The 23,685-nt window shown below is 72.6% G+C and carries 17 protein-coding genes; 16 read left to right on the top strand and 1 reads right to left on the bottom strand.

Features of this window, described 5'->3' with window-relative positions; genetic code table 11:
- Positions 1-2: 2 nt before the first annotated feature.
- The 15 genes from ACXJKA_RS18420 to ACXJKA_RS18350 all read left to right on the top strand — a co-directional run bounded on the left by ACXJKA_RS18420 (position 3) and on the right by ACXJKA_RS18350 (position 19,006).
- Complete coding sequence (locus tag ACXJKA_RS18420; RefSeq protein ID WP_456826646.1) at positions 3-554, top strand: NuoB/complex I 20 kDa subunit family protein; 552 nt, start codon at positions 3-5, stop codon at positions 552-554.
- Positions 551-1,336: an NADH-quinone oxidoreductase subunit C gene (locus tag ACXJKA_RS18415; RefSeq protein WP_456826645.1), complete on the top strand. Its 786-nt coding sequence runs from the start codon at positions 551-553 to the stop codon at positions 1,334-1,336. The genes ACXJKA_RS18420 and ACXJKA_RS18415 overlap by 4 nt, the downstream gene beginning before the upstream one ends.
- Positions 1,333-2,682: an NADH-quinone oxidoreductase subunit D gene (locus ACXJKA_RS18410; RefSeq protein WP_456826644.1), complete on the top strand. Its 1,350-nt coding sequence runs from the start codon at positions 1,333-1,335 to the stop codon at positions 2,680-2,682. The genes ACXJKA_RS18415 and ACXJKA_RS18410 overlap by 4 nt, the downstream gene beginning before the upstream one ends.
- A complete protein-coding gene (gene nuoE / locus ACXJKA_RS18405) occupies positions 2,682-3,518 on the top strand; it encodes an NADH-quinone oxidoreductase subunit NuoE (protein ID WP_456826643.1) in 837 nt (278 codons plus the stop codon). The genes ACXJKA_RS18410 and nuoE overlap by 1 nt, the downstream gene beginning before the upstream one ends.
- Entirely contained in the window at positions 3,518-4,849 is a 1,332-nt protein-coding gene (nuoF, locus tag ACXJKA_RS18400; protein ID WP_456826642.1) for an NADH-quinone oxidoreductase subunit NuoF, read from the top strand. The genes nuoE and nuoF overlap by 1 nt, the downstream gene beginning before the upstream one ends.
- Positions 4,846-7,434 (top strand): NADH-quinone oxidoreductase subunit G, encoded by a 2,589-nt coding sequence (locus ACXJKA_RS18395; protein ID WP_456826641.1) that lies wholly within the window; start codon positions 4,846-4,848, stop codon positions 7,432-7,434. The genes nuoF and ACXJKA_RS18395 overlap by 4 nt, the downstream gene beginning before the upstream one ends.
- Positions 7,431-8,777: an NADH-quinone oxidoreductase subunit NuoH gene (gene nuoH, locus ACXJKA_RS18390; protein WP_456826640.1), complete on the top strand. Its 1,347-nt coding sequence runs from the start codon at positions 7,431-7,433 to the stop codon at positions 8,775-8,777. The genes ACXJKA_RS18395 and nuoH overlap by 4 nt, the downstream gene beginning before the upstream one ends.
- A complete protein-coding gene (nuoI, locus tag ACXJKA_RS18385; RefSeq protein WP_456826639.1) occupies positions 8,770-9,621 on the top strand; it encodes an NADH-quinone oxidoreductase subunit NuoI in 852 nt (283 codons plus the stop codon). Before nuoH ends, nuoI begins: the two co-directional genes overlap by 8 nt.
- The gene (locus tag ACXJKA_RS18380; protein ID WP_456826638.1) at positions 9,618-10,556 is read left to right on the top strand and encodes an NADH-quinone oxidoreductase subunit J; all 939 of its coding nucleotides are present in this window, start codon (positions 9,618-9,620) and stop codon (positions 10,554-10,556) included. The genes nuoI and ACXJKA_RS18380 overlap by 4 nt, the downstream gene beginning before the upstream one ends.
- Entirely contained in the window at positions 10,553-10,852 is a 300-nt protein-coding gene (gene nuoK / locus ACXJKA_RS18375; protein ID WP_456826637.1) for an NADH-quinone oxidoreductase subunit NuoK, read from the top strand. Before ACXJKA_RS18380 ends, nuoK begins: the two co-directional genes overlap by 4 nt.
- 40 nt (positions 10,853-10,892) lie before the next feature.
- Positions 10,893-12,848, top strand: coding sequence for an NADH-quinone oxidoreductase subunit L (gene nuoL / locus ACXJKA_RS18370; protein WP_456826636.1), 1,956 nt, complete (start codon positions 10,893-10,895; stop codon positions 12,846-12,848).
- 15 nt (positions 12,849-12,863) lie between these two features.
- Positions 12,864-14,411, top strand: coding sequence for an NADH-quinone oxidoreductase subunit M (locus ACXJKA_RS18365; RefSeq protein WP_456826635.1), 1,548 nt, complete (start codon positions 12,864-12,866; stop codon positions 14,409-14,411).
- The gene (gene nuoN / locus ACXJKA_RS18360; RefSeq protein WP_456826634.1) at positions 14,408-16,093 is read left to right on the top strand and encodes an NADH-quinone oxidoreductase subunit NuoN; all 1,686 of its coding nucleotides are present in this window, start codon (positions 14,408-14,410) and stop codon (positions 16,091-16,093) included. The genes ACXJKA_RS18365 and nuoN overlap by 4 nt, the downstream gene beginning before the upstream one ends.
- 57 nt (positions 16,094-16,150) lie before the next feature.
- Positions 16,151-17,149 carry a polyprenyl synthetase family protein gene (locus ACXJKA_RS18355; RefSeq protein WP_456826652.1) on the top strand — a complete coding sequence of 333 codons (999 nt, stop codon included), beginning with the start codon at positions 16,151-16,153 and terminating at the stop codon, positions 17,147-17,149.
- A gap of 102 nt (positions 17,150-17,251) precedes the next feature.
- Entirely contained in the window at positions 17,252-19,006 is a 1,755-nt protein-coding gene (locus tag ACXJKA_RS18350; RefSeq protein ID WP_456826633.1) for an RDD family protein, read from the top strand.
- On the opposite strand, the gene eccCa is transcribed toward ACXJKA_RS18350, so the two are convergent.
- Positions 19,007-22,990 (bottom strand): type VII secretion protein EccCa, encoded by a 3,984-nt coding sequence (gene eccCa / locus ACXJKA_RS18345; protein WP_456826632.1) that lies wholly within the window; start codon positions 22,988-22,990, stop codon positions 19,007-19,009.
- 211 nt (positions 22,991-23,201) lie between these two features.
- Here eccCa and ACXJKA_RS18340 point away from each other — a divergent pair.
- Positions 23,202-23,685, top strand: a 484-nt coding sequence (locus tag ACXJKA_RS18340) for a hypothetical protein (RefSeq protein ID WP_456826631.1), incomplete at its 3' end; no start/stop codon positions are given.

Here is a 23,685-nt window from a genome sequence, read left to right as displayed (position 1 = left end):
AGATGGGCATCGAAGAGGCACCGTCCGGGTTCCTGCTCACCACGGTCGAGGACCTGGTCGGGTACTTCCGCAAGTCGTCGCTGTGGCCGGTCACGTTCGGCCTGGCGTGTTGCGCGATCGAGATGATGGCCGCGGGCGCCAGCCGGTTCGACATCTCGCGGTTCGGCATGGAGGTGTTCCGGGCGTCCCCGCGCCAGGCGGACCTCATGATCGTCGCCGGCCGGGTCAGCCAGAAGATGGCCCCCGTCGTCCGCCAGGTCTACGACCAGATGAGCGAGCCCAAGTGGGTGCTCTCCATGGGCGTGTGCGCCAGCTCGGGCGGCATGTTCAACAACTACGCGATCGTGCAGGGCGTCGACCACATCATCCCCGTCGACATCTACCTGCCCGGCTGCCCGCCGCGGCCCGAGATGCTCATCAACGCGATCCTCGCGCTGCACGAGCAGATCGAGAACGAGCCGCTCGGCGGCAACCGCAAGGCGGCGGCCGCGGCCGCCGAGGCCGCCGCGCTGGCCGCGACGCCGACGTCGCAGATGACGGGGCTGCTGAAGTGACCGAGAAGACCGACGCCGCCGACGCCGCGAAGCCGGGCGACTCGACGACCGCCGCGCAGCCCACCAGCGAGGCCGCGCTCGAGGCGGGCTCGCAGAACATCCCCGCCGAGGGGCGTCCGCAGCTCGACGTGGTCGACGTCCGGCGCGGCATGTTCGGCGCGACCGGCTCGGGCGACACCTCGGGCTACGGCGGGCTGGTCACGGCGATCGCCCTGCCCGGCCCGAGCGAGCGGCCGTACGGCGGCTGGTTCGACGAGGTCGTCGACATCCTCACCGAGCTGCTCGACGAGTCGGGTACCGGCTACAGCACGGCCGTCGAGTCCGTCGTCGTGGACCGCGAGGAGCTCACGCTGCACGTCGCGCGCGAGCACATCGTCGAGGTCTCGCAGGTGCTCCGGGACGACCAGGACCTGCGGTTCGAGCTCAGCCTCGGCGTCTCGGGCGTGCACTACCCGCACGACGCCGGCCGCGAGCTGCACGCGGTCTACCACCTCGTCTCGGTGACCCACTCGCGCCGGCTGCGGCTCGAGGTCGCGGTCCCCGACGCCGACCCGCACCTGCCGTCGACGGTCTCGGTGTACCCGGCCAACGACTGGCACGAGCGCGAGACGTTCGACTTCTTCGGGCTGATCTTCGACGGTCACCCGGGGCTCGCGCGGATCGAGATGCCCGACGACTGGCCGGGCCACCCGCAGCGCAAGGACTACCCCCTCGGGGGCATCCCGGTCGAGTACAAGGGCGCCACCGTGCCGCCCCCGGACCAGCGGAGGTCGTACCGATGACCACCCAGACACCCCACGCCACGCCGCATGTCGTGGACGCCGACACCGAGGGCATCCCGTCCTTCGAGGCGTCCGGCGGCGACTGGTCCGAGATCGCCGAGGAGGCCGCCCGCCTCGGCGAGGAGCGGATCGTCGTCAACATGGGCCCGCAGCACCCGTCGACCCACGGCGTGCTCCGGCTCATGCTCGAGATCGACGGCGAGACGGTGACCGAGGCCCGCGCGGGCATCGGCTACCTGCACACCGGCATCGAGAAGAACATGGAGTTCCGCACCTGGACCCAGGGCGTGACCTTCTGCACGCGCATGGACTACGTGGCGCCCCTGTTCCAGGAGGCCGCGTACTGCCTGGCGGTCGAGAAGCTGCTGGGCATCACGGACGACGTGCCCGAGCGGGCCACGGTCATCCGGGTGCTGATGATGGAGCTCAACCGGATCACGTCGCACCTGGTCTGCCTGGCCACGGGCGGCAACGAGCTGGGCGCCACGACGATCATGACCGTCGGGTTCACGGCGCGCGAGGAGATTCTCAAGGTCTTCGAGCTGATCTCCGGCCTGCGCATGAACCACGCGTACATCCGCCCGGGCGGCGTCGCGCAGGACATCCCGCCGGGCGCGATCGACACGATCCGTGAGGCGCTGGTGGTGGTCCGCGGCTACTTCAAGCAGCTCGAAGACCTCATGATGGCCAACCCGATCCTGCACCTGCGGCTCAAGGACGTCGGCTACCTCGGGCTCTCCGGGTGCATGGCGCTGGGCATCACCGGGCCGGTGCTGCGGTCGGCGGGCCTGCCGTACGACGTGCGCAAGCACAACCCGTACTGCGGCTACGAGACGTACGACTTCGAGGTCCCCGTCGCGCAGTCCGCGGACTCGTGGGGACGCCTCGTCCTACGGCTCGAGGAGTGCTACCAGTCGATGCGGATCGTCGAGCAGACGCTGGACCGCCTGCAGAAGATCGGCCCCGGACCGGTCATGGTGGCCGACAAGAAGGTGGCCTGGCCTGCGCAGATGGCCATCGGGTCGGACGGCATGGGCAACTCGCTGGACCACATCCGGGAGATCATGGGCACCTCGATGGAGGCCCTGATCCACCACTTCAAGCTGGTCACCGAGGGTTTCCGCGTGCCGGCCGGTCAGGTGTTCCAGACCGTCGAGCACCCGCGCGGCGAGCTCGGCGTGCACCTGGTCTCCGACGGCGGGACGCGTCCGTACCGCGCGCACTTCCGGGACCCGTCGTTCAACAACCTGCAGGCCACGTCGATCATGTGCGAGGGCGGGCAGGTGGCCGACGTCGTGGTCGCCGTCGCGTCGCTCGACCCGGTGCTGGGAGGGGTGGACCGCTGATGTCGATCGAGACCAGCAGGACCCACAGGACGGCGTACGACGCCGAGACCCACGCGCGCCTCACGGCTGACTCCGACGTCATCGTCGCGCGCTACCCGCAGGCGCGCTCGGCGCTGCTGCCGATGCTCCACCTGGTGCAGTCCGAGGACGGCTACGTCAGCCCGCGAGGGATCGCGTTCTGCGCGCAGCACCTGGGCCTGACCACCGCCGAGGTGTCCGCGGTCGCCACGTTCTACACGCAGTACAAGCGGCACCCGAACGGGACCTACACGGTGGGCGTCTGCACGAACACGCTCTGCGCGATCATGGGCGGCGACGCCATCTGGGAGGACCTCTCGGACCACCTGGGCATCGGGCACGACGAGACGACGGACGACGGCGTGATCACGCTCGAGCGCGTCGAGTGCAACGCGGCCTGCGACTACGCGCCCGTCGTGATGGTCAACTGGGAGTTCTTCGACAACCAGACGCCGGACAGCGCGCGGCAGATCGCCGACGACCTCACCGCGGGCAAGCCCGTGGTCCCGACGCGCGGCGCCGCGAGCGTCTGCTCCTTCAAGGAGATGTCCCGCGTGCTCGCCGGGTTCGGCGACGGGCGGGCCGACGAGGGCGTCGGCGCGGGTGTGCCGACGCTGCGCGGGCTCGAGCTGGCGCGCGCTGAGGGCTGGACGGCCCCGGAGTTCCCGGAGGGCACGGTCGCTGCTGCGGCCGGCTCGCACGAGCCGAAGGTCGGCGGCGAGCAGTCGAGCGCCCAGCGCCCCGTCACGACCCCGGGTGACGTCTCGCCGGCCGGCGAGCAGAAGAAGCAGTCCACCAACGACGCGAAGGAGTCGTGATGGCGACGACCCTCACCCCGGTGCTCACGGACACGTGGGACGCCGACCGCTCGTGGTCGCTCGCGTCGTACGAGGGCGCCGGCGGCTACCGCGGCCTGCGCCGTGCGCTGGGCATGCAGGCGGCCGACGTCGTCACCATGGTCAAGGACTCCGGCCTGCGCGGCCGCGGGGGAGCAGGCTTCCCGACGGGCATGAAGTGGGGCTTCCTGCCGGCGCCCGACGGCGGGCCGCGGTACCTCGTGGTCAACGCCGACGAGTCCGAGCCGGGGACCTGCAAGGACATCCCGCTGATGATGGCCAGCCCGCAGCACCTGATCGAGGGCATGATCATCACGAGCTACGCCATCGGCTGCCACCACGCGTTCCTCTACGTGCGCGGCGAGGTGCTCCACGTGTACCGCCGCCTGCTGCTGGCCATCGAGGAGGCCCGCGCCGCCGGCTACCTCGGCACCGACATCCTCGGCTCCGGCTTCGACCTGGAGATCACGCTGCACTCCGGTKCCGGCGCCTACATCTGCGGTGAGGAGACGGCGCTGCTCGACTCGCTGGAGGGTCTGCGCGGCCAGCCGCGGCTCAAGCCGCCGTTCCCCGCGGTCGCCGGCCTGTACGCCCGCCCGACCGTGGTCAACAACGTCGAGTCCATCGCGTCGGTGCCGGGCATCGTCGTGGGCGGCTCGGACTGGTTCAAGTCGATGGGCACGGAGCGGTCGACCGGCCACGGGCTGTTCTCCCTGTCCGGCCACGTCACGCGGCCCGGGCAGTACGAGGCGCCCCTGGGCATCACGCTGCGTGAGCTGCTGGAGATGGCGGGCGGCATCCGCGAGGGCCACGAGCTGAAGTTCTGGACGCCGGGCGGCTCGTCGACCCCGATCTTCACCGCCGAGCACCTCGACGTGCCGCTGGACTACGAGTCGGTGGGCGCCGCAGGGTCGATGCTGGGCACGCGCGCGCTGCAGATCTTCGACGAGACCACGTCGGTGGTCCGGGCCGTCACGCGCTGGACCGAGTTCTACAAGCACGAGTCCTGCGGCAAGTGCACGCCGTGCCGCGAGGGGACGTACTGGTTGGTGCAGGTTCTGCAGCGGATCGAGGCCGGGCGGGGGACGCACGCCGACATCGACCTGCTGCTCGACCTGTGCGACAACATCCTCGGCAAGGCGTTCTGCGCGCTCGGCGACGGGGCGACCAGCCCGATCACCTCGGCGGTGCAGTACTTCCGCGAGGAGTTCGAGGCGGGCACCCACACGCCGGCGGACATCTTGTTCCCGCCGGAGCGCAGCTCACTCTTCGAGTACACGCCCAAGCACGAGCTCGCAGGGGTGCACGCATGACGATCCTGTCCTCCGGGCCGACGACGTCCCTGGTCCCCGCCGCCCCCGTCGCACCGGTCGAGCCCGCGGGGGAGACGGTCACCTTCACCGTCGACGGCATCGAGACGGCCGTGCCCAAGGGCACGCTCGTCATCCGCGCCGCCGAGCAGCTCGGCATCCAGATCCCCCGCTTCTGCGACCACCCGCTCCTCGCCCCGGCCGGCGCGTGCCGCCAGTGCCTGGTCGAGGTCTGGGCCCCGGGCCGCGACGGCAAGCTGGCCAAGATGCCGAAGCCGCAGGCCAGCTGCACGCTCGAGGCCACGCCCGGCATGCAGGTCAAGACGCAGCACACCTCGCCGGAGGCCGACAAGGCCCAGCACGGCGTGATGGAGCTGCTGCTGGTCAACCACCCGCTCGACTGCCCGGTCTGCGACAAGGGCGGCGAGTGCCCCCTGCAGAACCAGGCGATGAGCAACGGCCGCGCCAGCACGCGGTTCGTCGACGTCAAGCGCACGTTCCCCAAGCCCATCGCCATCTCGACGCAGATCCTGCTGGACCGGGAACGTTGCATCCTGTGCCAGCGTTGCACCCGGTTCTCCGAGGAGATCGCGGGCGACGTGTTCATCGACCTGCAGAAGCGCGGGGCCAACCAGCAGATCGGCACGTTCGACACCACCGTGCTCGGCTTCGACGGTGAGGCCCCGCTCGGCGCCGCCGCCGAGGACGCCTCCGGCCGGCCGTTCGCGTCGTACTTCTCCGGCAACACCGTGCAGATCTGCCCGGTGGGCGCCCTGACCAGCGCGGCCTACCGGTTCCGGTCGCGGCCGTTCGACCTGGTCTCCACGCCGGGCGTCGGCGAGCACGACTCCCAGGGGTCGGCCATCCGCATCGACCACCGCCGCGGCGTCGTGCTGCGCCGGCTGGCGGGCGAGGACCCGGTGGTGAACCAGGAGTGGATCACCGACAAGGACCGCTTCGCGTTCACGTGGCAGTCCGCGCCTGACCGCATCACCACGCCGCTGGTCCGCAACGCCGACGGCGAGCTCGAGCCGACCAGCTGGGTCGAGGCGCTCGACGCCGCCGCCGCCGGGCTGCGGGCCGCCCAGGCGCCCGACGACCCGCGCGACACCGCGATCGGCGTCGCCGTCCTGCCGGGCGGTCGGCTCACGCTCGAGGACGCCTACGCCTACGGCAAGTTCGCCCGCGTGGCGCTGGGCACCAACGACGTCGACGGTCGGGCTCGCCCGCACTCGGCGGAGGAGGAGGCCTTCCTCGGCCACCACGTCGCCGGACGCACCCTCGAGGTCACGTTCGCCGACCTCGACCGGGCACCCGCCGTGCTGCTCGTCGGCCTCGAGGTCGAGGAGGAGGCCGGCATCGCGTTCCTGCGCCTGCGCGACGCGGTCGTCTCCCGCAAGGCGAAGGTGCTCTCCGTCGCCGCGCTCGAGAGCCGCGGCCTCCAGCGCCTCTCCGGCACCCTCCTGCCGGCCGCGCCCGGCACGGAGGCCGAGATCCTCGACGGCATCGGGACCGACAGCGCGCTGGCGGACGCCGCCGCGCTGCTCGGTGCCGACGGCGCCCTCATCCTGGTGGGCGAGCGCCTGGCGGGCGTGMCCGGCGGGTTCTCCGCGGCCGTGCGGCTCGCGCAGCGCACCGGCGCCCGCCTGGCGTGGGTCCCGCGGCGCGTGGGCGAGCGCTCCGCGGTCGAGGCCGGGCTGCTCCCGTCGCTGCTGCCGGGTGGGCGCCCGGTCGCCGACTCCGCCGCCCGCGTCGACCTCGCCGCGGCCTGGGGCGTGGAGCACGTGCCCGCCGAGGCCGGCCGGTCGACCACCGAGATCCTCGCCGCCGCGCGTGCGGGACGGCTGGGTGGCCTGGTCGTCGGCGGTCTCGAGCCGGCGGACCTGCCCGACCCGGCCATCGCCCGCGAGGCGCTGGACCGCGTGACGTTCCTGGTCTCGCTCGAGGTCCGGCACTCCGAGGTGACCGAGCGGGCGGACGTCGTGCTGCCCGTCGCGCCGCCGACCGAGAAGTCCGGCACCTTCGTCACGTGGGAGGGCCGTCCGCGACCGTTCCCGCAGGCGCTCGTCTCGCACGCGATGGCCGACCACCGCGTGCTGGACCGGCTCGCCGACGCCCTCGGCGTGGAGCTCGGGCTGCAGACGCTGGCCGCCGTGCACGCCGAGCTCGACCAGCTGGGCGGCTGGGACGGCGCGCGGGTGGGCGCGCCCGACGTGGTCGCGGCCGAGCCGCCGGCCGTCGCGCCGGGCACGGCCGTGCTGGCCACGTGGCACCAGCTTCTCGACGCCGGTCGCCTCCAGTCGGGCGAGCCGTTCCTCGCCGGCACCGCCAAGCGCGCCGTGGCCCGCATCTCCGCGGGCACCGCAGCGGCCGTCGGCGTGTCGGACGGCGGCAGCCTCGCTGTGTCGACGGATGCGGGCACGATCGTCCTGCCCGCGGTCCTCACGGACATGCCGGACCACGTGGTGTGGGTGCCGACGAACGCCGCCGGCCTCGGTATCCGCGACGCCCTGCACGCCGACGCCGGCGACCTGGTGCGGCTCGCGCCGGTCGGACGGTACCTGCAGACCGAGGAGGCCAGCGCATGATCCGCCTGCCCGCCGCCGCTGTCGCCCCCGTCACCGCGGACTTCAGCAACGACACCTGGTGGATCTGGCTGATCAAGGCCGTCGCGATCGTCGTGTTCCTGCTGACCAGCGTGCTCATCGCCATCTGGTTCGAGCGCAAGGTCGTCGCGCGCATGCAGGTGCGCCCCGGCCCCAACGTGCACGGCCCGTTCGGTCTGCTGCAGTCGCTCGCCGACGCTATGAAGCTCCTGGTCAAGGAGGACATGACGGTCAAGGCGGCCGACAAGCTGGTCTACATCGTGGCGCCGATGATCGCGGTGTTCTGCTCGCTGCTGGTGTTCGCCGTCATCCCGTTCGGCCCGGAGGTGGACCTCTTCGGGGTGCTCACCCCGCTGCAGCTCACCGACTTCCCGGTGGCCGTGCTCTACATCCTCGCCTGCGCGTCGGTCGGCGTGTACGGCATCGTGCTCGGCGGCTGGTCGTCCGGCTCGACGTACCCGCTGCTCGGCTCGGTCCGCTCGACCGCGCAGGTCATCAGCTACGAGCTCGCCATGGGCCTCTCGCTGGTCAGCGTGTTCATCCTCGCCGGGTCGATGTCGACCTCGGGGATCGTCACGTCGCAGACCGCGGTCTGGTGGTTCCTGCCCCTGCTGCCCGCGTTCGTCATCTACCTCATCTCCATGGTGGGGGAGACCAACCGCCTGCCGTTCGACCTCCCCGAGGCCGAGGGCGAGCTGGTGTCCGGGTACATGACCGAGTACTCGTCGATGAAGTTCGCGTGGTTCTTCCTCGCCGAGTACATCAACATGCTCAACGTCTCGGCCGTCGCGACCACGCTGTTCCTCGGCGGGTGGCGCGCCCCGTGGCCCATCTCGGCGATCAACGACGGGATGTTCAACCACGGCTGGTGGCCCGTGCTGTGGTTCCTGGCCAAGCTCTGGTTCTTCATGTTCGTGTTCGTGTGGATCCGCGGCTCGGTGCTGCGCTTCCGGTACGACCAGTTCATGAAGATCGGCTGGAAGGTGCTCATCCCCGCGGCGCTGGTCTGGGTCGTCTGCGTGGGCGCCGTGCAGGGCGTGCGGCAGTTCTCCGGCCTGGACCTGCGCTCGGTCCTGTTCGTGCTCGCCGGCGTCGTGCTGGTCGGCCTGGTCATCTCGTTCCTCATCCCCGAGAAGAAGACGCCGCCCGGACCGACGCGACCACCCGGACCCCAGGTCTACGACCCGTACGCCGGCGGCTATCCCGTGCCACCGCTGCCCGGGCAGGTGCTCCCGCCGTCGCCGCGCAAGCAGCGTGCTGCCGCGGCTGCCGCCGAGGCCGAGGCCCAGAAGCAGACGACCCCCCAGGAGGTGCACGGTGGCTGAGCCCCGCAAGCCCGACCCCCAGGGCAAGGGCGTGCCCGCCCGCAAGCCGGCGGCGCCGGCCGCCAAGGGTGCGCCCGCCCGCAAGCCCGCCCCGGGCAAGGCCGTCGCACCGCGCAAGCCCGCGGGCGAGGTCGCCCCGGCTGAGCACGCCGGCTACACCTCGCTCATCGAGCCGCGCGGAGCCCTCTCGGAGCTGTTCGCGCCGGTGGGCGGGTTCGGCGTGACCCTCTCCAACATGTTCCGGCCGACGGTCACCGAGCAGTACCCGTCGGAGAAGGTGCCCGCCAAGCCGCGGTACCACGGCCGCCACCAGCTCAACCGGTACGCGGACGGGCTGGAGAAGTGCATCGGCTGCGAGCTGTGCGCCTGGGCGTGCCCGGCCGACGCGATCTACGTCGAGGGCGCGGACAACACGCCGGACAACCAGCGGTCGCCCGGCGAGCGCTACGGCAGCGTCTACCAGATCAACTACCTGCGCTGCATCTTCTGCGGGCTGTGCATCGAGGCGTGCCCGACGCGCGCGCTGACCATGACGAACGAGTTCGAGCTAGCCGGCCCGACGCGCGCCGGGATGATCTGGGAGAAGCAGGACCTCCTGGCCCCGCTGCGCAGCGGCATGCTGCAGGCACCGCACCCCATGGTCGAGGGCACGACGGACACCGACTACTACCGCGGTGAGGTCACCGGCTCCACGCCGGCGCAGGTGGCGTGGGTCAAGGAGCACCGCCCCGACGACCCGACGCTGCCCGGCGGCGCGGGCCTGGACGCAGCCAACGTGCCCGGCCCCACGGCCGCGGCGATGGCCGCGACCGTGGCGGGCGCGACGAAGCAGGGCACCCGATGAGCGCGCTCGCCACGACCCTGCTCGAGTCGGGGGAGACGACGACGGCCGAGGCGGTCCTGTTCTGGACGCTCGGCCCGATCATGGTGCTCGCCGGCCTCGGGCTGCTGTTCGCCAAGAAGGCCGTGCACGCGGCGCTCGCGGTGGTCGTCGTGATGATCTCGCTGGCGTTCCTCTACGTGGCGCAGGACGCGGTGTTCCTCGGCGTCGTCCAGGTGGTCGTCTACACCGGCGCCGTGATGATGCTCTTCCTCTTCGTGCTCATGCTCGTGGGCGTCGACTCCTCGGACTCGCTGGTGGAGACCATCCGCGGGCAGCGCTGGATCGGCCTGCTCGCGGGCATCGGGCTCGGCGTGGTGCTGGTCGGGGTCCTCGGTCGCGCGACCTACGGCAAGGTGTTCGGGCTGGCGGGCGAGCTGTCGACCAACAACCCGACCGGGGTCGCGCACATCATCTTCGGCGAGTACGTGTTCGCGTTCGAGGTGGTCGGCGCCCTGCTGGTCACCGCCGCGCTGGGCGCGCTCGTGCTCACCCACCGCCAGCGGCTCACGCCGCGCGTCGGGCAGAAGGAGCGCGCCGACGCCCGCGTGGCGGCCGGTGCGATCCTCACCCCGCTGCCGGCCCCGGGCGTCTACGCCCGGCACAACGCCATGGACGTGCCCGCCCTCGGGCCCGACGGGCAGCCGCTGGAGATCTCCGTGCCGCGCGTGCTGCGCATCCGTGGCCAGGAGGCCGACGCCGAGGAGTTCGCGGCCCGGACCGAGCGTGTCCTCGCGGGGGCCTCCGTGGTGCGCGGGGGCGGGACACCACCCCCGCAGGCCGACCCGGCGGGCGCGTCGGTGAACGCCCCCGAGCTCGGCGCCGCGGTCAGCGACACCGGGCAGAACGGGCCGTCCACCGGTCCGGCCGGCGCCATCGGACGGGAGGACGGCAAGTGAGCCTCACCCACTACCTCGTGCTGGCCGCGATCCTCTTCTCGATCGGCGCGACGACGGTCCTGCTCCGGCGCAACGCGATCATCGTGTTCATGGGCGTCGAGCTCATGCTCAACGCGTCCAACCTCACGCTCGTCACGTTCTCCCGCATCCACGGCAACCTCACGGGGCAGGTCATGGCGTTCTTCGTCATGGTCGTCGCCGCCGCCGAGGTCGTCGTCGGGCTGGCGATCATCGTGGCGATCTTCCGCACCCGACGCTCGGCCTCGGTCGACGACATCAACCTGTTGAAGAGCTGAGGGGCGGGACGTGCACACCCTGACAACTCTGCTGGCGAGCGTGCCCGCGGAAACCGCCGCTCCAGTGGCGACGACGACGGGCGACGGCGTCCTGCTCCTCGCGCCGCTGCTCGTCGGCCTGCCGCTGCTCAGCGCCGCGGTCCTGCTCCTGTCCGGCCGTCGCTCGGACCGCTGGGGACACTGGCTCGGCGTCCTCGCCTCTGCTGCCGCGTTCGTCGTCGCCGCGATCGTGTTCGTCGCGATGCTGCAGCAGCCGGCCGACGCCCGCGTGGTCGACATCAACCTGGGCACCTGGATCGACGCGGGCGCGTTCCAGCTCGACGCGGGGTTGCGGCTCGACCCACTCTCGATGACGTTCGTCCTGCTCGTGACGTTCGTCGGCACGCTCATCCACATCTACGCCGTGGCGTACATGGACCACGACCGCGACCGGCGGCGCTTCTTCGCCTACCTCAACCTGTTCGTCGCGGCGATGCTCATCCTCGTGCTCGCGGACAGCTATCTGCTGCTGTTCGTCGGCTGGGAGGGCGTCGGCCTGGCGTCGTACCTGCTCATCGGGTTCTGGAACCACAACACGGAGTACGCGGTCGCCGCGAAGAAGGCGTTCGTCGCCAACCGCATCGGCGACCTCGGCCTGATCATCGCGCTCGGCCTCATGTTCTCGACCTTCGGGGCCGTGGACTTCGGCACGGTGCTCAGCGGCGCGGACGGCAGCGCCAGCCAGGGCACGCTCACCGCGATCGGGCTCATGCTGCTGCTGGCCGCCTGCGGCAAGTCGGCGCAGTTCCCGCTGCAGTCCTGGCTCGGCGACGCCATGGCGGGTCCGACGCCCGTGTCCGCCCTCATCCACGCCGCAACCATGGTCACCGCCGGTGTGTACCTCATCGTGCGGTCGGCCCCGCTGTTCGACGCCGCCCCGACGGCCCAGCTGGTCGTCGTCATCGTCGGCGCGATCACGCTGCTGTTCGGGGCGATCGTCGGCTGCGCGAAGGACGACATCAAGAAGGCGCTCGCGGCCTCGACGATGTCCCAGATCGGCTACATGATCCTGGCCGCCGGCCTGGGCCCGGTCGGGTACGCGTTCGCGATCTTCCACCTGCTCACGCACGGCTTCTTCAAGGCCGGGATGTTCCTCGGCGCCGGCTCGGTCATGCACGGCATGGACGACCAGGTGAACATGCGGCGGTTCGGCGGCCTGGCCCGGTACATGACGATCACGTGGCTGACGTTCATGGCCGGCTGGCTGGCCATCATCGGCATCCCGCCGTTCTCGGGCTTCTTCAGCAAGGACAAGATCATCGAGGCGGCGTTCGTGCCGGTCGACGGGTCGCCGTGGCGGGCCTGGGTGTTCGGCGGCATCACCATGCTGGCCGCCGGGATCACGGCGTTCTACATGTCGCGGTTGTTCTTCATGACGTTCGAGGGCGAGCGCCGCTGGTCCACCCAGCGCGACGGCACCGCGCAGCACCCGCACGAGTCCCCGAGGCTCATGACGTGGCCGATGATCGTGCTGGCCGTCGGCTCGGTGGGCCTGGGGTTCTTCCTCAACATGGGCGACCGGTTCGTCGACTGGCTCACGCCGGTGCTGGGCGAGCCCGAGCACCACGAGCCCGTGCTGCCCGTGTGGGTGCTCACCGTCCTCACGCTCGGCCTCGTCCTCGTCGGCGTGGTGATCGCGTGGCGGCGGTACGCCATCTCGCACGTCCCCGTCGTCCCGCCCATGGGCACGTCGCTCACCCGCGCCGCGCGCGTCGACCTCTACCAGGACTCGGTCAACGACGTCCTGCTGGTCGAGCCCGGCCAGGCGCTCACCCGCTCGCTCGTCTACGCGGACCGCACGGTCATCGACGGCACCGTCACCGGCGTCGGACTGTCCACCGTCCTGCTGGGCGGGTGGGTCAGGCGCCTGCAGACCGGGTTCGTCCGGTCGTACGCCGCGTCGATGCTGCTCGGGCTCGTCGTCCTCGTCGTCGTCGTCCTGGTCATCCAGAACTGAGGAGTGCACCCACCGATGTCGTCCTCCTTCCCCTGGCTGACCGCCCTCATCGTCGTGCCCATCCTGGGCGCGGTGGCGGTGTGGGCGCTCCCTGCCCACCGCACCCGAGCCGTCGCGCTCGGCGTCGCCCTGCTCGAGCTCGTGCTCGGCGTCGCGGCCCTCACCGCGTTCGACGTGGCCGACGCCGGCACCGTCCAGCTCACCGAGGTCCACGGCTGGATCCCCGCGTTCGGGGTGTCCTACGCGGTCGGCGTCGACGGCGTGGGGCTCTCGCTCGTGCTCATGTCGGTGCTGATCGTGCCGCTGGTCGTGCTGGCCGCCTGGCGCGAGCAGGGCAGCCTCACGGTCGCCACCGACAACCTGAAGCGCTACCTGGCCCTCGTCCTGCTGCTCGAGGCGTTCATCGTCGCCGTGTTCTCCGCGCGCGACGTGTTCTTCTTCTACGTCCTGTTCGAGGCCATGCTCATCCCGGTCTACTTCATGATCGGGATGTTCGGCGGGGCGCAGCGGCGGTACGCGGCCGTGAAGTTCCTGCTCTACTCGCTGACCGGCGGGCTCATCATGCTCGTCGCCGTCATCGCCCTGTACCTGCAGGGACCGGGCGGGCCGCAGGGCTTCCTCACGGACAACCTCACCGGGCTGACGCTGTCGTCGACCACCGAGAAGCTCATGTTCAGCGCGTTCTTCCTGGCGTTCGCCATCAAGGCGCCCATGTTCCCCGTGCACACGTGGCTGCCCGACGCCGCGCAGCAGGCGCCCGCCGGGACATCGACGCTGCTGGTCGGCGTGCTCGACAAGGTCGGCACCTTCGGGATGCTCACCCTCTGCCTGCCGCTGTTCCCGGCCGCCTCGCAGTGGGCCGCGCCGGTGATCATCGTGCTCGCCGTGATCTCGATCCTCTACGGGGCGCTGCTCGCCATCKGGCAGAAGGACCTCATGCGGCTCATCGCGTACACGTCGGTGTCGCACTTCGGCTTCATCGTGCTGGGCATCTTCGCCTTCACGTCGACGTCGATCGCCGGCTCGTCGTTCTACATGGTCAACCACGGGCTCTCGACCGCGGCGCTGTTCCTCATCGCCGGCTTCCTCGTCGCGCGGCGCGGGTCGCAGCAGATCGCCGACTTCGGCGGCCTGCAGAAGGTCGTGCCGGTCATGGCGGGGACGTTCCTCGTCGCCGGCCTCTCGGCACTGGCCCTGCCCGGCCTGTCGACCTTCGTCAGCGAGTTCCTGGTGCTCGTCGGCACCTTCGCGCGGCACCCGGCCGCATCGATCGTCGCGAGCCTGGGCGTGGTGCTGGCCGCGGTCTACGTGCTGTGGACCTACCAGCGCATCTTCACCGGGCCCGTGCGGCCGGGGCTCGAGTCGATGGCGGACCTGATCGCGCGGGAGAAGTGGGTCGTGGCGCCCCTGCTCGGGCTGATGGTCGTGTTCGGGTTCCTGCCCGGGCCGGCGCTCGACCTCGTGCGGCCGCCCGCGACCGTCACGCTGGACCAGGTGGGCGTGCAGGACGTGCCGGTGGCCGCGACCTCGCACATCACCGACGACGAAGGGAGCGACCAGTGACCGACTTCATCGCACCCACGATCGACTGGGCCGCACTGAGCCCCGTCGTCATCGTGCTGCTCGCCGCGGTCGTCGGCGTGCTCGTCGAGGCCTTCGTGCCCGCCCGCGTGCGGCGCACCGTGCAGCTGTCCCTCGCGATCGCCGCCCTGGCCGGCGCGATCGTCGCGGTCGCCGCGCTGTGGAGCGGCGTCGAGGAGACCGGCGGCACCGTGGTGCTCGGCGGCTCCCTGCTGGTCGACGGACCCACTCTGGTCATGCAGGCCACCATCGCGCTGCTGGCCCTGCTCGCGCTGCTGGTCGTCGCGGACCGCACGGAGACGGGGGAGGACGCCTTCGCGCCCAACGCCGCCGCGGTGCCCGGCTCGGACTACGAGGAGCTCGCTCGCCGCAAGGGCGTGCAGCAGACCGAGATCTACCCCCTGCTGCTCTTCGCCACGGGCGGGATGCTCATCTTCCCCGCGGCGGGCGACTTCCTCACGCTCTTCGTCGCGCTCGAGGTGCTCTCGCTGCCGCTGTACCTGCTGGCCGGCATGGCTCGCCGCAGGCGCCTGCTGTCGCAGGAGGCGTCGATGAAGTACTTCCTCCTGGGGGCGTTCTCGTCCGCGCTGCTGCTCTTCGGCATCGTGCTGCTCTACGGCTACTCGGGCTCGCTGCGGTACTCCGACATCGCGAAGACGACGCAGAACCCGACCGGCCTGGACAGCCTCCTGCTCGTGGGCGCGGTGCTCGTGCTCTCCGGCCTGCTCTTCAAGGTCGGCGCGGTGCCGTTCCAYACGTGGACGCCCGACGTCTACCAGGGCGCCCCGACGCCGATCACCGGCTTCATGGCCGCGTGCACCAAGGTGGCCGCGTTCGGCGCGCTGCTGCGCATCGTCTACACCGTGCTGCCCGGCCTGCAGTGGGACCTCGGCGTCGTGCTGTGGACCGTCGCCATCCTCACCATGGTCGTCGGCACGGTCGCCGCCCTCGTGCAGACCGACATGAAGCGCGTCCTCGGGTACTCCTCGATCGCGCACGCCGGGTTCATCCTCACCGGCATCATCGCGCTCAACCAGGCCGGCATCGTCGCGGTGCTCTTCTACCTCCTGGTCTACGGCGCGGCGACCGTCGGGGCGTTCGGCATCGTCTGGCTGGTTCGCGAGCGGTCCGCCGGGGACGGTCCGATCCTCGGCGAGGCCACGCACCTGTCGCAGTGGGCGGGCCTGGGCCGCACGCACCCGCTGCTCGCACTGACCTTCGCGCTCTTCCTGCTGTCGTTCGCGGGCATCCCGCTCACCGCCGGGTTCGCCGGGAAGTTCTCGGTGTTCTCGGCAGCCGTCGAGGGTGGCGCCTGGCCGCTCGCGCTCATCGGCGTCATCGCGTCCTCGGTGGCGGTGTTCTTCTACGTGCGGATCATCGTGCTGATGTTCTTCACGCAGCCCGCGGGGGCCGACGACGAGGCCGTCGACGTGGCCGCACTGGCGCCGTCGGCGGAGGGCTTCGCGCTCGTCGGCGACGCGGCCCTCGCGGTCGAGACGGAGACCGTCGTGGAGACGCGCTCGACGGTCACCACCGCGGTCGTCGGCACCGAGGGTTTCGCCGTCGTGGCGATCGCCGTGTGCGCCCTCGTGACCATCGGCCTCGGCGTCGCGCCGTCGGGAGTGCTCGAGCTCATCGGGAACGTCGCGACGTTCCTGCCGTGACAGCCCAGCCTGTCCGGCGGGGTCCCCGCGCCGGGATAGGTTCGTGCCGTGACTTCGATGACGGCCTTCCCGCTGGCCGATCCTGATCTGGCCGACCGGTTGGCCGTGCGGCTCGCGCTGGTCGAGGAGCGTCTCCGGGACGCGGTGACCAACGTGGACCCGCTGGCCGACACCGCGTCCCGGCACCTGGTGAACGCCGGCGGCAAGCGCCTGCGGCCGGTGCTGACCCTGCTCGCGGCCGAGCTGGGCGACGGGTCGCGCCGCGAGGTGGTCGACGCGGCGGTGGTCGTCGAGCTCACCCACCTGGCCACGCTGTACCACGACGACGTCATGGACTCCGCCCCCCTGCGCCGCGGTGCCCCGGCGGCGCACGAGGTCTGGGGCAACTCCGTGGCCATCCTCACCGGCGACCTGCTGTTCGCGCGCGCCTCCGCCACCGTGGCGGGGCTCGGTCCCGAGGCCGTCCGCATCCAGGCCGCGACCTTCGAGCGGCTCTGCCTGGGTCAGCTGCACGAGACCGTCGGACCGCGCCCGGAGGACGACCGCGTCGCCCACTACCTGCAGGTGCTCGCGGACAAGACGGCCTCGCTCATCGGGACCTCGGCCCGGTTCGGGGCGATGTTCGCCGGGTGCGCCGCGGACGTCGTCGCCGTCGTCACGAGCTTCGGGGAGAAGATCGGCGTCGCCTTCCAGCTGGCCGACGACGTCATCGACCTCACCTCCGACGGGGACGTCACGGGCAAGACCCCGGGCACCGACCTGCGCGAGCGGGTCCCCACCATGCCCGCCCTCCTGCTGCGCGCCCGCGCGGCCGGCCCGGACGCCACCGAGGCGGACCGCGACCTGGTCGCCCTGCTCGACGGCGACCTCTCCGGCGACGCCGACCTGGCCGCCGCCGTGGCCGCGCTCCGGGTGCACCCCGTGGTGGGCGAGACCCGCGAGCAGGCCGTCACGCTGGCCAAGGCGGCCGTCCGGGAGCTCGACCCGCTGCCGGCCGGACCCGTCAAGGACGCGCTGATCGCCTTCGCCGACGCGCTGGTGGACCGCGCCTCCTGACGGCGTGCCGGACGTTCGGGTGAACGCCCCTGCTCGCGTCGATCCGGTCGTGGCACCATGTCCGCGCGGGCCCGCACGGGGGTCGCGTCCCGGAGGTCAGCAGTGAGCACAGCACCGCACGAGTCCACCTGCCGCACGTGTGGTGCGGCGCTCGAGCCGGGCGCGGTGTTCTGCGCCGAGTGCGGTGCGCGCGTCGACGCCGCGCAGCCCGTCGTGCCGTCGCCCTACAGCGTGCCGACGCCGGCGGTCAGTGCCGCAGCCGCTACCCGTCCCGCTCCGCCCCACGGCCTCGCGCCGCCGCCCCCGCCCGGGCCCCCGTCCGCCGGTGCGACCCCGCCGCCCGTGCGCAGGCCGGCCCCGGCGCCCAGCCAGCAGTACCCCGTCACCCCCGGCGCCGTCGCCTCCATCGGGAGCCGCGCGCTCGCCTTCGCGATCGACGGCGTCGTCATCCTCCTCGCCTACGGCCTCGGGTTCGGTGTCGTGGCCGCGACGGGCGGGTTGTCGACGACGAGCGCGTCGGCCGTGCGGCCGGTCCTGTTCGTGCCGGCCCTGCTCGTGCTGCTGGTCGCCGTCGGGCAGTGGGTCGCCGAGTCGGTCACCGGCGCGACCGTCGGCAACGCCGTCACCGGCATCCGGACGGTCTCGAACCGCACGGGACGCCCGGCGGGGCTCCTGGCCATCCTCGTGCGGCAGCTCGTGGTGGCCGTGGGTGCCCTCGTGTGCTTCATCGGCGAGTGGGTCGTGGTGGTGTCGGGGACGTGGGACAAGACCCCCGCGCAGCGCGGCTGGCACGACAAGGCGGCCGGCACGCTGGTGCTGCGCGCCCGCAGCGTTCCTCGGCCGCGGTCCTCCGTGCCCGACACCGCCTGGAACACCGCCGTCGCGCGCACCATGGGCGACCGGCCGGCCCCCGACCAGGGCCTCGTCGCCGCGCCGCCGACGCCGCAGCCTGGCCTGGTCCCCGCTCCGCCCGCCGCTGCACCTGGTCTCGTCCCCGCGCCGCCCGCCCCGGAACCTGGTCTCGTCCCCGCGCCGCCGGTCCCGGGACCTGGTCACGTCCCCGCGCCGCCGGGGCTCGCGGCTGCGCGCGGTCCCGTGCCTGCCGCCGAATCGATGCTCGCGCCGGAGGCGCCGGGGCTGGCGGCCGCGACAGGCCCCGTGCCTGCCRCCGAACCGGTGCTGGCGCCGGAGCCGCCGACCGCACCGGCGCCCGTGTCGGAGGCTGCGGACGTGGCGACGGGCTCCGATCCCGCCGAGGAGTTCCTCGTCCCGCTGGTCCCGGTCCGCCGGGTGCCGGACCCGCCGACGACGCGGCGGGAGGCTCGTCGTGCGGACGCCGGCGCGTCCGGCGTCGTCACCGGGATGCCCGGCGTCGCACCGGAGGCCGAGGCGCCCGCCGCCCGGGCGCAACCGGTCATCGACGTCCCGGCGGCACCTCCTGGCGTGCCGTCGGCCACGTCGGACCTGGGGGAGCTGGAGCACACCCGCCTGCGTCCCAGCGCCCCCGCGCCCGTCGCTCTGGCCCCCGTCGCGCTGCGGCTCTCCTTCGACACCGGCGAGCGCGTCGATGTCACGGGCGACGGCCTCGTCGGCAGGAGCCCGTCGGCGGAGGAGGGCGTCGCGCACGTCGTCCCCGTCGACGACCCCGCGCGCTCGATCTCCAAGACGCACCTGGCGTTCGGGCTCGACGGCGCGGGCGACCGCCTGTGGGTCATGGACCGCGGGTCGACCAATGGCACGGTCCTCGTCGCGCCCGACGAGACCAGCTCGGCGCTCCCGGCCGGGACGCGCGCGACCGTCGCGGCCGGCTGGACCATCCGGTTCGGCCAGCGCAGCGCGGTCGTCGAGCGTCGCTGACTACACCGTCGCCGGGCTCCACGCCAGCTGCACGACCCGTCGGCCCTCGTCGCGCGTGACCAGCTGGCCGCGTCCCGGCACGGAGGCGACGGGCTTGGCCCCGCCGATGAGGGCGCCCTCGTCCGGGCTGCCGGAGAGCACGAGGCCGGGCACCGCGAGGTCGCGCAGCGCCTGCAGCACGGGCTCGTACATGGCGCGGGCCGCGCCGCCGGTGCGCCGGGTGAGGATCAGGTGCAGGCCCACGTCGCCGGCCTGGGCGAGCAGGGGGACGAGCGCCGCGACCGGGTTGCCGGTGGTGGTGGCCACGAGGTCGTAGTCGTCGACGAGCACGAACACCTCGGCGCCGGTCCACCACGAGCGCGACCGGAGCTGGTCGGGCGTGACGTCCGGCCCGGGCAGCCGTGTGCGCAGGTACGCGGCGAGGTCCGAGAGCTCGGTCGTCGCCTGGTCCTGCGTGGTGAGGTAGCCGGCCAGGTACTCGTCGGGGATCTCGCCCAGCAGCGAGCGCCGGAAGTCGACCGCGAAGATCTGCGCCTGCGCGGGCGTGTGGGTGCGCCGGACCTCCGCCGCGACCGACCGCAGCAGCCCGGACTTGCCGGAGCCACCGTCGCCGAACGCGTAGAGGTGGCTCTCCTCGCGGATGTCGATGCCGACCGGCGCGAGGGCGGCCTCGTCGATGCCGAGCAGGATCTCCCGGGTGTCGGCGGGGCTCGCGGCGCGCACCTGGTCGAGCGTGACCTGCTCCGGCAGGAGCCGCAGCTTGGGTCCGGGGGCGCCGCGCCACGACTGCGACACGACCTGCACGAGGTGCTCGATGCCGGCGCCGAGGGTGGCGGGGGAGTCGTCGCCGTCGATCCGCGGCAGGGCGGTGAGCACGTGGTGCTTCGAGACGACGAGACCGCGGCCCGGTCGCTCCTTCGGCACGTTGACGGCGACCTTGCGGTCGAGCTCGGAGTCCGACGGGTCGCCCAGGCGCAGCTCGATCCGGGTGCCGAAGAGGTCCTTGACCTGCGTGCGGAAGTCCATCCACCGCGCGGCGCCGGCGAGCAGGTGGACGCCGAACGTAAGGCCGCGTCCCGCGAGCGCCTGCAGGCGCGCCTCGAGCTCGTCGAACTCAGCGCGGACCGTGCTCCACCCGTCGACGACCAGGAAGATGTCGCCGTACCCGTCGTTCGCCCGGCCCTCGAGCCGACGCGTGCGGTACGTCTCGATCGAGTCGATCTGCTGCGCGCGGAAGTACTGCTCGCGGGCGTCGACGATGCTCTCGACCTCGGCGACGACGCGCCGGACGACGTCGGGCTCGCTGCGGGTGGCCACGCCGGCGACGTGCGGCAGGCGAGCCAGGGGACTGAACGTGCCGCCGCCGAAGTCGAGGACGTAGAACTGCACCTCGTGCGGCGTCTGCGTGAGGGACAGCCCGGTGACGACCGAGCGCAGCAGGGTGCTCTTGCCGGACCGCGGACCGCCGACGACGGCCAGGTGCCCCGCGGCGCCCGACAGCGAGATCGTGAGGTTCTCGCGGCGCTGCTCGAGCGGCCGGTCGGTGATGCCGAGGGGGATGGTCAGCGCGCCCGCGGCGCGCCAGCCGGGCGACACCAGGCCCAGGGCCGGGTCGACCACGAGGTCGGGCATGAGGCGGTCGTACGTGCTGGGCACCACCAGCGGCGGAAGCCAGACCTGGTGCGCGGCGGGGCCGCGGCCGGCCATGAGGGAGACGGCGATGTCGAAGGTCGCGCGCTTCTCGACCTCATCGGCGGCGGGCTGCTCCTCGGGCTCGTCGCGGACCGTCCCGAGCACCGGCGCGGCCGTGAACGACTCGAGCCGGGCGCGGCCGGCGGCGACGCCGGGGCCGGCGGCGGCCCGACGGCGGCCCTTGGGCGGGCCGGAGACGTAGGAGGCCCGGAACTGCACCATCGTCGTGGGGTCGGGCTTGAGGTAGCCGACGCCGGGGATCGGCGGCAGCTCGTAGGCGTCGGGCACGCCGAGGACCGTGYGCGACTCGGCGGCGGAGAACGTGCGCAGGCCGATGCGGTAGGACAGGTGCGACTCGAGCCCGCGCAGTCGGCCCTCCTCGAGGCGCTGCGACGAGAGCAGCAGGTGCATCTGCAGCGACCGGCCGAGCCGCCCGATGGCCACGAACAGGTCGACGAACTCCGGCTTGGCGGCCAGCAGCTCGGAGAACTCGTCGGCGACGATGAGCAGGGCGGGCAGGGGCGCGAGGTCGGGCCGGTCCGTGCGCCGGGCCCTCTCGTAGTCGTTGACGTTGGCGAAGTTGCCGGCCGAGCGCAGCAGCTCCTGGCGACGGACCATCTCGCCCTGCAGCGCGTCCTGCATGCGGTCGACGAGGGTGAGCTCCTCGCCGAGGTTGGTGATGATCGCCGACACGTGCGGCATGTCGGCCATGCCCGCGAACGTGGCGCCGCCCTTGAAGTCGACGAGGACGAAGTTGAGGTCCTCCGACGAGTGGGTCAGCGCCAGGGCCAGCACGAGCGTGCGGAGCACCTCGGACTTGCCGGAGCCGGTGGCGCCGATGATGAGCCCGTGCGGCCCCATGCCCTGCTGCGCCGACTCCTTGATGTCGAGCGAGATCGGCTGGCCCTGCGGCGTGAGGCCGATCGGCACCCGGAGCCGGTCGCGCGGCAGCCGCGGGCGCCAGGCCACCTCGAGGTCGAGGTCGCGGATGTCGCCCAGCCCGAGCAGGTCGACCAGCTCGGAGGAGGCGTTGGCGTCGTCCCGCTCGGGCCCGGAGTCGAGGTGCAGCGGCAGCAGGCGGCGGGCGGTCGCCTCGGCCTCTGCGATCGACAGCTGGTCGCCGGTGAGGTGCGTGGGCTCCAGGCCGAGGCGCAGCACGTCGACCGGTGCGGAGCCGTCGGCCTGCTGGTCGCCGACGAGGAAGCGCAGCGTCCAGGGGTCGTCCAGCTCGTCCCAGCGCTCGGGCAGCTCGAGCACGGTGATGCCGAGGACGCCGTCGCTGGTGAGGATGGCGTTGCCGACGGGGACGTGGCCGCCGTCGACGACCACCAGCACGTGCGGCATCGGGGTCTCGCTCGCCGTCGGTCCGAACCGCGGCCGGTCGCGCAGGCCCTCGGGCAGCAGCGACTCGATCTCGGCAAGGGTCGTGCCGATCATCCGGGCGGCGCCGACCGCGTCGCGCTCCCGCGTCGAGTGCGCGTGCGGCAGCCACTTGACCCAGTCCCACGAGGGCAGGGCGCGGTCGCTGGCCAGCACGGCGATCTGCAGCTGGTCGGGGGAGTGGAACGTCGCGAGCTGGCAGACGATCGCCCGGGCGAGGGCGCGGGTGGTCTGCTCGGTGCCGGCGACCTGCAGCAGCGGCACGGAGCGCACGTCGACCGCCAGCGGGATGCCCTGCTGCACGCGGTGCGTGACGAGAAAGCGGTGCGCGGCCGATGCGGCGACGGGATCGAGCTGCGCCAGGGGTGCCGTCTGCGGCGGCTCGAGGTCGAGGCACAGCGGCTGCGAGCCGACTCCGACGCGGGCGAACAGGTAGTCGTCGTGGTCGGGCGTCCGCTCCCACACGCGCGAGCGCTCCTCGGCCACCGAGGCGAGCGCGCGGGGGTCGGGGGCGTTCCACTCGGCGTTGCGGTGCTGGGCGCGGGCCGCCTGCCGCACGGTGCGACGCAGGTCGGCGAGGTAGGCCAGGTACTCGCGGCGGGCGCCGACGACGGCCGCCTGGTGCTGCGACCGCTGTCGCCAGCCGTTGACGCCGACGAAGCCGAGCGAGGCGACGAGGAACATGCCGGCGGCGATCATGCCCTTGGGGCCGGGCGACGAGACCGCGACGAACACGATCGAGCCGACGCTGCCGAGCATCGGGATGACGTTGGCCAGCACGCCGCTCACGCCGTCGGACGGCTGGATCTCGGGCGGCGGCTGGAGCACGATCTGGCCGGTCGGCACGGCAGGCGGTCCCTGCTGCGTCACCGCTGTCGCGTGCATGCTGCCCCGCTGCGCCACGATCGACATGTGCTGCCCGCTCCTCGTCCCTGATGGCCACGGCACGACCGCCCGCAAAGCGGCAGATGCCGACCGCCACGGTACCTGGAGCAACCGACGCGAGGGAGTTCCGTCCTCGAACGGGTCATGCCGGTCGCCCCGGCGCCCCGTAGCATGTCCGCGGCGCCGAACCGGCGTCCCGCAACAGCTCTCAGCAGCCAGCGTCGCTCAGGAGGTGGTCGTGACAGCACCGGCCGCCGAGCAGGTGCGCCCGGCCCAGGTCCGACTGGCGGTCGACCTCGGCGACGAGCGCCGCGACATCGCCCTGCGGTCCGACGTCGTCGTGCGCGACGCGCTGCTGGTCGCGCTGGTTCCCGTGAACCTCCCGGGCGTCGTCGTGCTCGACTCGACCGGTCGTCAGCTCGACCTCTCCGGGCTCGTGGGTGCCCAGCTGGCCGACGGGGGTGTCGTGCACGTCGTGCGGCCCGCGCCGGCGCCGCGGACCCGGGCGGGCCGCTGGGCGGCGGGGCGGCCGGACGTCGTCACGCGTCGCCCGCACCCCGAGGCCGGCGCGTTCGCGCTCGCGGCTGCCCTCGGGGTCACCATCGCCCTCGTCGTCCTGCTGACGACCCCGGGGCTGGACGACACCCTCGCGCCGATCGTCGCGGCCGTGCTCGGGGTCGTCGCGCTCGCCGTCGCCGTCGGGCGCCCGGCRGCGCCCGCGT

The organism is Cellulomonas sp. P5_E12, assembly GCF_054049315.1.
The sequence above is the reverse complement of the archived record's forward strand: the minus strand, read 5'-3'. Positions and strand labels throughout refer to the sequence as shown.

Coding starts and splice junctions, on each gene's coding strand:
- nuoE (WP_456826643.1), top strand. CDS start 2,682: ATGTCGATCGAGACCAGCAGGACCCACAGGACGGCGTACGACGCCGAG.
- ACXJKA_RS18420 (WP_456826646.1), top strand. CDS start 3: ATGGGCATCGAAGAGGCACCGTCCGGGTTCCTGCTCACCACGGTCGAG.
- ACXJKA_RS18355 (WP_456826652.1), top strand. CDS start 16,151: ATGACGGCCTTCCCGCTGGCCGATCCTGATCTGGCCGACCGGTTGGCC.
- nuoH (WP_456826640.1), top strand. CDS start 7,431: ATGATCCGCCTGCCCGCCGCCGCTGTCGCCCCCGTCACCGCGGACTTC.
- ACXJKA_RS18380 (WP_456826638.1), top strand. CDS start 9,618: ATGAGCGCGCTCGCCACGACCCTGCTCGAGTCGGGGGAGACGACGACG.
- ACXJKA_RS18410 (WP_456826644.1), top strand. CDS start 1,333: ATGACCACCCAGACACCCCACGCCACGCCGCATGTCGTGGACGCCGAC.